This is a genomic window from Streptomyces sp. NBC_01431, assembly GCF_036231355.1.
GTDB lineage: Bacteria > Actinomycetota > Actinomycetes > Streptomycetales > Streptomycetaceae > Streptomyces.
On record NZ_CP109496.1, the window covers coordinates 4,580,433 to 4,593,060 of the forward strand.

Below are 12,628 nucleotides of genomic sequence, written 5' to 3' on the forward strand. Positions count from 1 at the left end.
CTTCCGTTTGATCCGGGAAGGCTGTTGCGCTCGCGAGGTGCAGTGCAACATAGTGGATGCGATAGTTCATCAAGATGGACTGCCGTTCCCGGGGGCTCTCCCGCGGCCGCTTTCGTTGCCGCGGAACCTTCGAGCCCTGGGCTGATCTGTGAGGGGAGTGCCGGTGAATCCGGTCAACAGCGCACGTGCGGCGGAGCCGGTCGCGGCGGCCGCCGTCGCCGTGCCGGAGGCGGCCGGTGCGCTGAAGCGTGGCGGGGGCGGCCGGCGGGCCGGGCTCGGGCCGGTCGCGCTCGTGGTGGCGGGCGGCATATCCGTGCAGTTCGGCGCCGCCGTGGCGGTGACCCTGATGCCGAGGGCGGGCGCCGCGGGAGTCGTCACACTGCGCCTCGCCGCCGCGGCGATCGTGCTCATGCTGATCTGCCGTCCGAAACTGCGTGGACACTCGCGGGCCGACTGGGGCACGGTCGTCGCGTTCGGCACCGTGATGGCCGGCATGAACGGGCTGTTCTACCAGGCCGTCGACCGCATCCCCCTCGGCGTCGCCGTCACCCTTGAGGTGCTCGGCCCGCTCACCCTCTCCGTGATCGCCTCCCGCCGCCTCGTCAACCTCCTGTGGGCGGGTCTCGCGCTCGCCGGGGTCGTCCTGCTCGGCGGCGGCGGCTTCGACGCCCTGGACCCGGTGGGCGCCGCCTACGCGCTGGGGGCGGGTGCGTGCTGGGCGGTGTACATCCTGTTCAGCGCGCGCACCGGGCGGCGTTTCCCGCAGGCCGACGGGCTGGCACTCGCGATGGCGGTGGCGGCGGTGCTCTTCCTGCCGATCGGCATCGCGCAGGCGGGAAGCACGCTGCTCGTCCCGTCGACCATGGCGCTCGGCGCGGCCGTGGCGGTGCTGTCCTCGGTGCTTCCGTACACCCTCGAACTCCTCGCCCTGCGCCGCCTGCCCGCGTCCACCTTCGCGGTCCTGATGAGTCTCGAACCGGCGATCGCGGCGACGGCGGGTTTCCTCATCCTGGGCCAGGCGCTGTCCTGGCTTCAGGCGCTGGCGATCGCGCTCGTGATCGGGGCGAGCATGGGGGCGGTGCGGACGCAGGTCGGGGCGGTCTCGGGATAGCGCCGAGCGGCCCCGGCCCGGCCGTGTCGGGGTCAGCCGCCCTGGCCGGCGCTGCCGATCGGGCCGACCTTCACCGGGGAGTCGCCGCCCTCCGTGACGGGCAGCGTGGCGGCGCCCGGCCAGGCGAGGGTGACCGACTTCGTCTCGCCCGGCGGGGTCACCACGAGCCCGGTGACGCGGACGCCGGAGCCGCCCGAGTTGTTGGCCGGGTAGTTGATGCCGAAGAAGACCGACTTCCCGTTCTTGAGGGTGTACGGGCTGGCCGACTGCCCCGTGCGCTTCGCCGACAGCGACCCCGAGTTCGTCTTCAGGTCGACCCCCGCGAACCCGGAAACCGAGCAGTCGTGACCGCTGACGTTCTTGAACTCCACCGCGACGGTGCGATCCGCGTCGCCACCGACGGTGCTGTCCGTCGCCGTGATCTTCAGGTCGCCGGTGCGGCACTTGCCGCCCTTGGCGCTCCCGGCGGAGCCGCCGGAGCCGGTCCCGGCGGTCGTGCCCTTCCCGCCGCCCTGATCCGAACCGGAGGAGCCCGAACCGCCGCCCGAGGCGGACGCGCTGGACGCGGCCGACGGGTCGCTCGGCGCCGGGGAGCCGTCGTCGCTCTGGCAGGCCGTGAGCGAGAGACCCGCGGTAACGGCCAGGGCTGCGAAGGTGAGACTGCGAAGGCGCATCGGTTCTTCCTCGGTATCGGTTGGCGGTACGGGCCGCTCGGTACGGGTCGGTACGAGCGAACGTTGTGACCATCAGGACCGGTCCGGCCTGGTGAATCGTTCCGCCCAACCACCGCCCAGGACATTCCTGTTACACGCACAGCCGACGCACAGCGCGCACCTGCCACCGGGCGCACCCCGCCGGGCCATGCCGCAGGCTGGTCGGGACGGCGGTCCGCGCCCCCGCTCCGCACCGGTTCGCGGCCGCCGCCGCTGGGACAGACCCGTAACCCGGCGGATCTTGACGGCGATTGGTGGCGTGCTCTCCCCAACCCTTCCCCACCCCTCCCGTCCCGCCCGGTCGGGCTGGCGAGAAACAAGGCCGGAAATAAATGCAAGCACGCTTGCTTGTTTCTGGTGCCGGTGCCATGCTCCACCGCACACCCGCTGTCCCGGAGGGGAGCGCACCGTGTCCCAAGCGTCCGGCCCGACCGACGCCGTTCTTGCCGTACTTGACGATCTGCGCGCCGAAGGCGGTGAACTCGACGTCCTGATTGGCGAGTTGAGTCCGGCCCGGTGGGCCACGCCCACCGCCGCCCCCGGGTGGACCATCGCCCACCAGATCGCGCACCTCGCCTGGACCGACACCGCGGCGCTGCTCGCCGTCACCGACCCGGACGCGTTCGCGGCGGAGGTCGAGAAGGCCGTCGAGTCGCCGGACACCTTCGTGGATGACGGCGCCGAGGCGGGGGCCCTGCTTCCGCCCGCCGAGCTGCTCTCCTGGTGGCGCGACAGCCGCGTACAGCTGCAAGACGCGCTGCGGGCGGCCCCGGCCGGGGCGCGGTTCCCCTGGTACGGGCCGCCGATGTCCACCGCGTCGATGGCCACCGGCCGCCTCATGGAGACCTGGGCGCACGGCCAGGACGTGTTCGACGCGCTGGGCCGCACCCGCAGGCCCACCGACCGGTTGCGCCACGTCGCCCACATCGGCGTCCGGGCCCGCGACTACGCGTTCTCCGTACGGGGGTTGACGCCGCCCGCCGAGGAGATCCGGGTCGAGCTGACCGCCCCGGACGGCGCCGGGCTGTGGACGTACGGACCCGAGGGCGCCCAACAGCGCGTCACCGGGCCCGCGTTGGACTTCTGTCTGCTGGTCACCCAGCGCCTGCACCGCAGCGACACCGCCGTGCGCGCCGAGGGCGCCGATGCCGACCGCTGGCTCGACATCGCCCAGGCCTTCGCCGGGCCGGCGGGACCCGGCCGCCCGCCCCGTACGCCCGAGGGCACCTGATGGACCGGGCCGGACGAATACTGCGCATCGGCAATGCCTCCGGCTTCTACGGCGACCGCTTCGACGCGATGCGGGAGATGCTGACCGGCGGCCCGCTCGACGTGCTCACCGGTGACTACCTCGCCGAACTCACCCTGCTGATCCTCGGCCGGGACCGGCTGCGCGATGCCCGGCTCGGCTATGCCAAGACGTTCCTGCGCCAGCTGGAGGAGTGCCTCGGCCTCGCCCACGAGCGCGGGGTGCGGATCGTCGCCAACGCGGGCGGCCTCAACCCGGCCGGACTCGCCGGTGCGGTGCGGGAGTTGGCGGACCGGGTGGGCGTACCGGTACGGGTCGCCCACGTCGAGGGCGACGGGCTTTCGCTGCCCGAGGGCGTGCTCACCGCCAACGCCTACCTGGGCGGCGGCGGCATCGCGGCCTGTCTGCGCGGTGGAGCCGACATCGTCGTAACGGGGCGGGTGACGGACGCGGCCCTGGTCACCGGGCCGGCCGCGTGGTGGTTCGGCTGGGGCCCCGAGGAGTACGACGCGCTCGCGGGCGCGGTCGTCGCCGGGCACGTCCTGGAGTGCGGAACCCAGGCCACCGGCGGGAACTACTCCTTCTTCACGGAATTCACGGGTCAAGGCCTGCGAAGGCCCGGCTTTCCCCTCGCCGAGCTCCACGCCGACGGGACGGCCGTCATCACCAAGCACCCCGGCACCGGCGGAGCCGTCGACACCGGCACGGTGACCGCGCAGCTCCTGTACGAGACGTCCGGCGCCCGGTACGCGGGACCCGACGTCACCGCGCGGCTCGACACCGTACGCCTCGAACCGGACGGTCCCGACCGGGTGCGCGTCACCGGCGTACGGGGTGAGGCGCCGCCGCCCACGCTCAAGGCCGGGCTCACCCGCATCGGAGGCTGGCGCAACGAGGTCGTGTTCGTACTGACCGGCCTTGACATCGAGGCGAAGGCCCAGCTGGTGCGGGAGCAGATCGAGGACGCCTTCGCCCGCGCCGAGCAGCGTCCCGCACACGTGGGATGGGAGCTGTCCCGCACCGAACGGCCCGACGCCGACACCGAGGAGTGCGCGAGCGCGCTACTGCGGCTGGTCGTCCGCGACCCGGACCCGGACGCGGTGGGCCGGGTGGTCAGCGGCGCCGCCGTCGAACTCGCGCTCGCCAGCTACCCCGGCTTCCACGTCACGGCCCCGCCCGGCAAGGGCGCGCCGTACGGGGTGTTCGAGGCGGCGTACGTGGCCGCGGGCTCGGTGGAGCACGCGGCTGTCCATGCGGACGGCGTACGGGAGTCGATTCCCCCGCCCGCGCGTACGGCGGTCCTCGCGCCGGTTGTGGAGCCGGGGCTGCCGCCGTTCGATCCCGTGGAGGCGACTCGGCGGGTGCCGCTCGGGCTGGTGGCGGGGGCGCGGAGCGGGGACAAGGGCGGGGACGCGAATGTGGGGGTGTGGGCGCGGTCGGATGCGGCGTGGGGGTGGTTGGCGCATGTTCTGACCGTCGACCGGTTCCGTCAACTGCTGCCTGAGACAGGCGAGTTGAAGGTCACCCGGCACCTTCTGCCGAATCTGCGGGCGCTGAACTTCGTGGTGGAGGGGCTGCTCGGGGAGGGGGTCGCGTCCCAGGCCCGTTTCGACCCCCAGGCGAAGGGACTGGGGGAGTGGCTGCGGAGCCGGGAGGTGGCGGTGCCGGTGTCGTTGCTGGAGTGACCTTCGCCCCTGCCCGCCCCTTCCGAACCGGCGGCACTGCCCCGGCCCCCGGTCCTCAAGCACCGGACGGGCCTGACTGCGGGCTGAGGTCCGCCGCAGGCGCCCACCCTCAGGAGCCTCCCATGCCCACCCTCCCCACCGCCCTCGATCCCGCCGCCCCCGAGTACCGCGCCGCCCGCGCGGCGATGCTCACCAAGCTCGCCGAGCTGGACGCCGAGCACGGCAAGGCGCTTGCCGGCGGCGGTGCCAAGTACAGCGAACGCCACCGCGGGCGCGGCAAACTCCTGCCCCGCGAGCGCATCGAGCTGCTGCTCGACCCGGACACCCCCTTCCTGGAGCTGTCCCCCCTCGCCGCATGGGGCAGCGACTACCCGGTGGGCGCCTCCATGGTCACCGGCATCGGCACCGTCGAGGGCGTCGAATGCCTGATCACCGCCAACGACCCCACCGTGCGCGGCGGCGCGTCCAACCCCTGGACCCTCAAGAAGGCGCTGCGCGCGAACGAGATCGCGTACACCAACCGGCTGCCGTGCATCAGCCTCGTCGAGTCCGGCGGCGCGGACCTGCCCAGCCAGAAGGACATCTTCATCCCGGGCGGCGCGATCTTCCGGGACATCACGCGGCTGTCCGCCGCCGGGATACCCACGATCGCCGTCGTCTTCGGGAACTCCACGGCGGGCGGCGCGTACGTCCCCGGCATGTCCGACCACACGGTCATGATCAAGGACCGGTCGAAGGTGTTCCTCGGCGGGCCGCCGCTCGTCAAGATGGCGACCGGTGAGGAGAGCGACGACGAGTCGCTCGGCGGCGCCGAGATGCACGCCCGCACCTCGGGTCTCGCCGACCACTTCGCCGTGGACGAACAGGACGCGATCCGTCAGGCGCGCCGCATCGTCGCCCGCCTCAACCACCGCAAGGCGCACCCGGATCCGGTGACGATCGCGGCGCCGCCCAAGTACTCCGAGGACGAGCTGCTCGGCATCGTGGCCGAGGACCTGAAGACCCCCTTCGACCCGCGCGAGGTCATCGCCCGGATCGTGGACGCCTCCGACTTCGACGAGTTCAAACCGCTGTACGGGCCGAGCCTGGTCACCGGCTGGGCCGAGCTGCACGGCTACCCCGTCGGGATCCTCGCCAACGCCCAGGGCGTGCTCTTCTCCGCCGAGTCCCAGAAGGCCGCCCAGTTCATCCAGCTCGCCAACCAGCGCGACATACCGCTGCTCTTCCTGCACAACACCACCGGCTACATGGTCGGCAAGGAGTACGAGCAGGGCGGCATCATCAAGCACGGCGCGATGATGATCAACGCGGTGTCCAACTCCCGCGTACCGCACCTCTCCGTCCTCCTCGGCGCCTCCTACGGCGCCGGTCACTACGGCATGTGCGGCCGCGCCTACGACCCGCGCTTCCTGTTCGCCTGGCCGAGCGCCAAGTCCGCCGTCATGGGCCCCCAGCAGCTCGCCGGCGTCCTGTCGATCGTGGCCCGCGCCTCCGCCGAGGCCAAGGGCCGGCCGTACGACGATGACGCGGACGCCGCCCTGCGCGCGATGGTGGAGCAGCAGATCGAGGCCGAGTCGCTGCCGATGTTCCTGTCCGGGCGGCTGTACGACGACGGGGTCATCGACCCCCGCGACACCCGGACCGTCCTCGGGCTCTGCCTGTCCGCGATCCACACCGCCCCCGTCGAAGGCGCCCGCGGCGGCTTCGGCATCTTCCGGATGTGAGGGCCATGATCAAGTCCGTACTCGTCGCCAACCGGGGCGAGATAGCCTGCCGGGTCTTTCGCACCTGCCGAGACCTGGGCATCGCCACCGTCGCCGTGTTCTCCGACCCCGACGCGGGCGCGCTGCACGTACGCGAGGCCGACACCGCCGTACGGCTGCCCGGGGCGACGCCCGCCGAGACGTATCTGCGCGGCGACCTCATCGTGCGGGCCGCGCTCGCGGCGGGGGCCGACGCCGTGCACCCCGGGTACGGCTTCCTCTCCGAGAACGCCGACTTCGCGCGGGCCGTCGCCGACGCCGGACTCACCTGGATCGGCCCGCCCCCCGCGGCCATCGAGGCCATGGCCTCCAAGACCCGCGCCAAGGAGCTCATGGGCCTGCCACCCCTGAACCTGGCCGACGTCACCCCCGCCGACCTCCCCCTGCTGATCAAGGCGGCGGCGGGCGGCGGCGGGCGCGGCATGCGCGTCGTACGCCAACTGGGCTATCTGGACGACGAGTTGACGACAGCCCGCGCCGAAGCGCTTGGCGCGTTCGGTGACGGCGACGTCTTCGTCGAGCCCTACATCGAGGGCGGGCGCCACATCGAGGTGCAGATCCTCGCCGACGCCCACGGCACCGTCTGGGCGCTCGGCACCCGCGACTGCTCGCTCCAGCGCCGCCACCAGAAGGTCATCGAGGAGGCCCCGGCGCCCGGTCTCGGCCCGGATGCGACCGCGGAACTCCACGCCCTGGCCGTCCGCGCCGCGAAGGCGACCGACTACCGGGGCGCGGGCACCGTCGAGTTCCTGGTCGCCGACGGGAAGGTCCACTTCCTGGAGATGAACACCCGCCTACAGGTCGAACACCCCGTCACCGAGGCCGTGTTCGGCATCGACCTGGTGGCCCTCCAGATCCGCGTCGCCGAGGGCGACGCCCTCCCGCACGATCCGCCCGCCCCGCAGGGTCACGCCATCGAGGCCCGGCTCTACGCGGAGGACCCGGCGGCCGACTGGGCCCCGCAGACCGGAACCGTCCACCAACTGGACGTGCCCGGCGTCCGGCTGGACAGCGGCTTCCGTACCGGCGACACCGTCGGCGTCCACTACGACCCGCTGCTCGCCAAGGCCATCGCGCACGCTCCGACCCGCGCCGAGGCCGCCCGCAAACTCGCCCGCGCCCTCCAGCGCGCCCGCATCCACGGCCCGGCGACCAACCGCGACCTGCTCGTACGTTCGCTGCGCCACCCGGACTTCACCGAAGCCCGTCTCGACACCGGCTTCTACGACCGCCACCTCGCCGAGCTCACCGAACCCGGCCCCGGCGCGCACCACGCGGCCCTCGCCGCCGCCCTCGCCGACGCGGCCTCCCGAGCCGGCCGATTCGGCGGCGGCTGGCGCAACGTACCCTCGCAGCCACAGGTCAAGCGGTACGGCGAGCACGAGGTCCGCTACCGCCTCACCCGCCACGGCCTCGAAGTCGACGGCTGTCCCGAGGTACGTGTCGAACGAGCCGATCCCGGCCGGGTACGGCTCGAAGTGGACGGCGTACAGCGGGAGTTCACCGTCACGCGGCACGGCGACACCGTGTATGTCGACACCCCGTCGGCGGGATACGCCCTCACCGCCCACCCCCGCTTCACCGACCCCAGCGACCTCGTCGCACCCGGTTCGCTGCTCGCCCCCATGCCGGGGGTGGTCGCGCGGGTCGCCGACGGCGTCGAGGAAGGCTGCCGCGTCCGCGCGGGACAGCCGCTGCTCTGGCTGGAGGCCATGAAGATGGAGCACCGCATCACCGCTCCCGCCTCCGGCACGCTCACCGCGCTCCACGCCGCCCCCGGCCGCCAGGTCGAGGTCGGCGCCCTGCTCGCCGTCGTCCAGGAGGCTGACCAAGCATGACCAGCGTCATCGAGAGCCAGGAGAACAAGGATCTGCGCGCCGCCGTCGCCGCGCTCGGCGCCCGCCACGGGCGCGGATTCGACCGCGCGGCGCTGTGGGCGGAAGCCGCCAAGCTCGGCTACCTCGGCGTCAACCTGCCCGAGCAGTACGGGGGCGGGGGCGGTGGAATGGCCGAACTGTCCATTGTTCTTGAGGAGTTGGGGGCGGCGGGCTGCCCGCTCCTGATGATGGTCGTCTCGCCCGCCATCTGCGGCACGGTCATCGCCCGCTTCGGCACCGAGCTCCAGCGGCGAAAGTGGCTGCCGGGCCTCGCCGACGGCACGCTCACCATGGCCTTCGGCATCACCGAACCCGACGCGGGCTCCAACTCGCACCGCATCACCACCACCGCGCGGCGCGAGGGCGACGGCTGGGTCCTGAGCGGCCGCAAGGTGTTCATCTCCGGCGTGGACATAGCCGACGCCACGCTCATCGTCGGCCGCACCGAGGACGCGCGGACCGGCAGCCTCAAGCCCTGCCTGTTCATCGTCCCGCGCGACGCCCCCGGCTTCCGGCGCTCGCAGATCGACATGGAACTCCAGGCCGCGGAGAAGCAGTTCGAGCTCGTCCTCGACGATGTGCGGCTGCCCGCCGAGTCCCTCGTCGGCGACGAGGACGCCGGTCTGCTCCAGCTCTTCGCCGGGCTCAACCCCGAGCGCATCATGACGGCCGCGTTCGCGATCGGCATGGGCCGCTACGCGCTCGCCAAGGCCGTCGACTACGCGACGACCCGGCAGGTGTGGAAGCACCCCATCGGTGGTCACCAGGCCATCGCGCACCCCCTCGCCCAGGCCCACATCGAACTCGAACTGGCCCGGCTGATGATGCAGAGGGCCGCCGCGCTGTACGACGCGGGCGACGACGCCGGGGCGGGCGAGGCGGCCAACATGGCCAAGTACGCGGCCGCCGAAGCCTGTGTGAAGTCGGTCGACCAGGCCGTCCACACCCTCGGCGGCAACGGCCTGACCCGCGAGTACGGGCTCGCATCGCTCATCACCGCCGCCAGGGTGGCCCGGATCGCGCCGGTCAGCCGCGAAATGATCCTCAACTACGTGTCCCACCAGTCCCTTGGGCTGCCCAAGTCGTACTAGGCGCTTCGCTGGAGGTGCGGTTGTTCGGCCGCGGGCCCGGCGTGGCTGGTCGCGCAGTTCCCCGCGCCCCTGAAGGGGCTGCGGCCCCCGGGACCTCGACAAATCCGCTCAGTCGTACTAGGAGACCCCTCCATGGACTCCCCTTCCGTTCCCGCACCCCGCGTCCACCGCAGCGAGTACGCCGACGTGGCCGTCGTCGACGAGCCCATCCACGAGGCGGTCCTCGGCCGCTCCACCGCCACGCACCCGGACGCCGTCGCGCTCATCGACGGCACGGACCCGAGCGGAGCCACCTCCATCACCTACGGCCAACTGGACGTCCGCCACCGCAAGTTGGCGGCGTCCCTGGCCGCGGCCGGAGTGCGCAAGGGGGACGTGCTCGCGCTGCACAGCCCCAACTCCATCCTCTACCCCGTCGTGTTCTACGGAGCCACCCGGGCCGGCGCCGCCGTCACCACCGTCCACCCGCTGTGCACCGCCGAGGAGTTCGCCAAGCAGCTCGCGGACTCCTCGGCGCGCTGGATCGTCACCCTCTCGCCACTCCTGGAGACCGCCCGCCGCGCCGCCGAACTCGTCGGCTGCATCGAGGAGATCTTCGTCTGCGACCGGGCTGAAGGACACCGCTCGATCGTCCACGACCTGCTGACGGCCGACGCGCCCGAACCGGCCGTGGCCATCGACCCCGGCGAGGACATCGCCGTACTGCCGTACTCCTCCGGCACCACCGGCGTCCCCAAGGGCGTCATGCTCACCCACCGCAGCATCGCCACCAACCTGGCCCAACTGCACCCGCTGATACCGATGGTGCCCGGCGAACGCATCCTCGCGGTGCTGCCCTTCTTCCACATCTACGGCATGACGGCCCTCCTGAACGCGCCGCTGCGCAGCGGCGCCACGGTCGTCGTGCTGCCGCGCTTCGACCTCGGCCAGTTCCTCGGCGCGATCGAGAAGCACCGCATCACCGGCCTGTACGTCGCCCCGCCGATCGTCCTCGCCCTCGCCAAGCACCCGGCGGTCGCGCAGTACGACCTGTCGTCCCTGGAGTACGTCGTCAGCGCCGCAGCCCCCCTCGACTCCCGCCTGGCAGCGGCCTGTTCGGCCCGCCTGAAGCTGCCGCCGGTGCGGCAGGCGTACGGCATGACGGAGCTCTCGCCGGGCACCCACACCGTGCCGCTGGCCGCTGTGGATCCACCCGCGGGCGCGGTCGGCAAGCTCCTGCCGTCCACCGAGATGCGCATCCTGCGCCTGGACGATCCGGCCCGCGACGCGGAGCCCGGCGAGGAGGGCGAGATCGCGATCCGCGGCCCGCAGGTCATGAAGGGCTACCTCGGCCGCCCCGACGCCACCGCCGCCCTGATCGACGCCGACGGCTGGGTCCACACCGGCGACGTCGGCCGCGTCGACGAGAACGGCTGGCTCTACGTCGTCGACCGGGTGAAGGAACTCATCAAGTACAAGGGCTTCCAGGTCGCCCCCGCCGACCTGGAGGCCCTGCTGCTCACTCACCCCGCCATCGCGGACGCCGCCGTCATCGGCGTGTACGACGCGGACGGCAACGAGGTGCCCAAGGCCTTCGTCGTACGCCAGCCGTCCGCGCCCGACCTCGGTGCGGACGAGGTGATGGCGTATGTCGCCGAACGCGTCGCCCCGTACAAGAAGCTCCGCAGGGTGGAGTTCGTCGGGCGGGTGCCCCGGGCCGCGTCCGGCAAGATCCTGCGGCGCGAGCTGCGCCAACGAGAGAAGGACGAGGCGTGACACACATCCGGACGGCCCACGAGCGGGGCATCACCACCATCGCCCTCGACTCGCCCGCCAACCGCAACGCGCTGTCCGCGGCCCTGGTGGCCGAACTGGGAGCCGAACTGTCGCGGTGCGGCGGCGACCCCGGGGTGCGGGCCGTGCTGCTCACCCACACCGGCGGCACGTTCTGTGCGGGCGCCGACCTGAAGTCGCCGCCCGACCCGGCGGGCTTCGTGACGCTGATGCGCACCGTGGTGGAGCTCCCCAAGCCCGTCGTGGCGCGGGTCACCGGACACGTCCGCGCGGGCGGCCTAGGCCTGCTCGCCGCGTGCGACATCGCGGTGGCCGGCCCCGCGTCGTCGTACGCGTTCACCGAGACCCGGCTCGGCCTGGCACCGGCGGTGATCTCCATGCCGGTGCTCGCCCGCATGGAACCGCGCGCCGCGAGCCGGTACTTCCTGACGGGCGAGCGGTTCGACGCGGCGGAGGCGGCCCGCACGGGACTGGTGACGCTGGCCGCGGACGACGTGGACGAGGCCCTCGGGCCGGTCCTCGACGGACTGCGCAGGTCGGCGCCGGGGGGCCTGGCCGCGTCGAAGGCTCTGCTGACGGCTACCGTGGCGGAGGCATTCGACCGCTGGTCGAAGGAGCTGACCGCCCGCTCGGCGTCCCTCTTCGCCTCCGCCGAGGCGCGGGAGGGAGTGACGGCCTTCCTCGAACGACGGGACCCCGCATGGGTGTTGTGACCCCACCGAAGACCCCGAAGCAGGACCGCAGCCGGGCCACCCGGCAGCGCCTGCTGGAAGCGGCCGTCGCCTGCCTGGCCGAGCACGGCTGGGCGGGGTCCACCGTGTCGGTGGTCGCCGAGCGCGCCGGGGTCTCACGGGGCGCCGCCCAGCACCACTTCCGGACCCGGGAGGACCTGTTCACGGCGGCCGTCGAGTACGTCGCCGAACAGCGCTCCTCGGCCCTGCGGGCACTGGACCGCACGGACCGCAAGGAGGTCGTCCGCGCGCTGGTCGGGCTCTACACCGGACCGCTGTTCCGGGCCGCGCTGCACCTGTGGGTCGCCGCGTCCAACGAAGCGCAGCTACACGCCCGGGTGACCGAACTGGAGGCCAGGGTGGGCCGCGAATCCCACCGCATCGCGGTGGACCTGCTCGCCGCCGACGAAGCCGTGCCGGGGGTACGTGAGACGGTGCAGGGCTTCCTCGACATGGCCCGGGGGCTGGGCCTGGCGAACCTGCTCACCGACGACGCGGCGCGCCGGGAGCGGGTCGTGGCGCAGTGGGCGGTGCTGCTCGACGAGGCCCTGCGCTGAGCGACGGCCCAGCGCGGTGGGCACCGCCGCGGTGAGCGTGCCCACCGCGCCCCGACAGCGGAAGGCCGGCCCCGGGTG

10 protein-coding genes are annotated in these 12,628 nt (G+C 72.8%); 9 read left to right on the forward strand and 1 reads right to left on the reverse strand.

The annotated features are described in order from the left end of the window. Window positions 1–163 precede the first annotated feature (163 nt). A complete protein-coding gene (locus tag OG522_RS21130) occupies window positions 164–1,111 on the forward strand; it encodes an EamA family transporter (protein ID WP_329464550.1) in 948 nt (315 codons plus the stop codon). A gap of 32 nt (window positions 1,112–1,143) precedes the next feature. On the opposite strand, the gene OG522_RS21135 is transcribed toward OG522_RS21130, so the two are convergent. After that, complete coding sequence (locus OG522_RS21135) at window positions 1,144–1,785, reverse strand: DUF4232 domain-containing protein (protein ID WP_329464551.1); 642 nt, start codon at window positions 1,783–1,785, stop codon at window positions 1,144–1,146. Between the two features lie 448 nt (window positions 1,786–2,233). Here OG522_RS21135 and OG522_RS21140 point away from each other — a divergent pair, with 448 nt between their 5' ends. The 8 genes from OG522_RS21140 to OG522_RS21175 all read left to right on the forward strand — a co-directional run bounded on the left by OG522_RS21140 (window position 2,234) and on the right by OG522_RS21175 (window position 12,550). Next, the gene (locus tag OG522_RS21140) at window positions 2,234–3,055 is read left to right on the forward strand and encodes a TIGR03084 family metal-binding protein (RefSeq protein WP_329464552.1); all 822 of its coding nucleotides are present in this window, start codon (window positions 2,234–2,236) and stop codon (window positions 3,053–3,055) included. Then, window positions 3,055–4,758, forward strand: coding sequence for an acyclic terpene utilization AtuA family protein (locus tag OG522_RS21145; protein ID WP_329464553.1), 1,704 nt, complete (start codon window positions 3,055–3,057; stop codon window positions 4,756–4,758). The genes OG522_RS21140 and OG522_RS21145 overlap by 1 nt, the downstream gene beginning before the upstream one ends. Window positions 4,759–4,880: 122 nt before the next feature. Beyond that, window positions 4,881–6,482 (forward strand): acyl-CoA carboxylase subunit beta, encoded by a 1,602-nt coding sequence (locus OG522_RS21150; protein WP_329464554.1) that lies wholly within the window; start codon window positions 4,881–4,883, stop codon window positions 6,480–6,482. A 5-nt stretch (window positions 6,483–6,487) separates the two neighbouring features. Further along, window positions 6,488–8,359, forward strand: a complete 1,872-nt coding sequence (locus OG522_RS21155; protein WP_329464555.1) for an acetyl/propionyl/methylcrotonyl-CoA carboxylase subunit alpha — start codon at window positions 6,488–6,490, stop codon at window positions 8,357–8,359. Beyond that, complete coding sequence (locus OG522_RS21160) at window positions 8,356–9,489, forward strand: acyl-CoA dehydrogenase family protein (protein WP_329464556.1); 1,134 nt, start codon at window positions 8,356–8,358, stop codon at window positions 9,487–9,489. Before OG522_RS21155 ends, OG522_RS21160 begins: the two co-directional genes overlap by 4 nt. Before the next feature lie 132 nt (window positions 9,490–9,621). After that, window positions 9,622–11,244 (forward strand): 4-coumarate--CoA ligase family protein, encoded by a 1,623-nt coding sequence (locus tag OG522_RS21165; protein ID WP_329464557.1) that lies wholly within the window; start codon window positions 9,622–9,624, stop codon window positions 11,242–11,244. Next, window positions 11,241–11,975 (forward strand): enoyl-CoA hydratase family protein, encoded by a 735-nt coding sequence (locus tag OG522_RS21170; RefSeq protein WP_329464558.1) that lies wholly within the window; start codon window positions 11,241–11,243, stop codon window positions 11,973–11,975. Before OG522_RS21165 ends, OG522_RS21170 begins: the two co-directional genes overlap by 4 nt. After that, window positions 11,963–12,550 (forward strand): TetR/AcrR family transcriptional regulator, encoded by a 588-nt coding sequence (locus OG522_RS21175; RefSeq protein ID WP_329464559.1) that lies wholly within the window; start codon window positions 11,963–11,965, stop codon window positions 12,548–12,550. Before OG522_RS21170 ends, OG522_RS21175 begins: the two co-directional genes overlap by 13 nt. Window positions 12,551–12,628 lie beyond the last annotated feature (78 nt).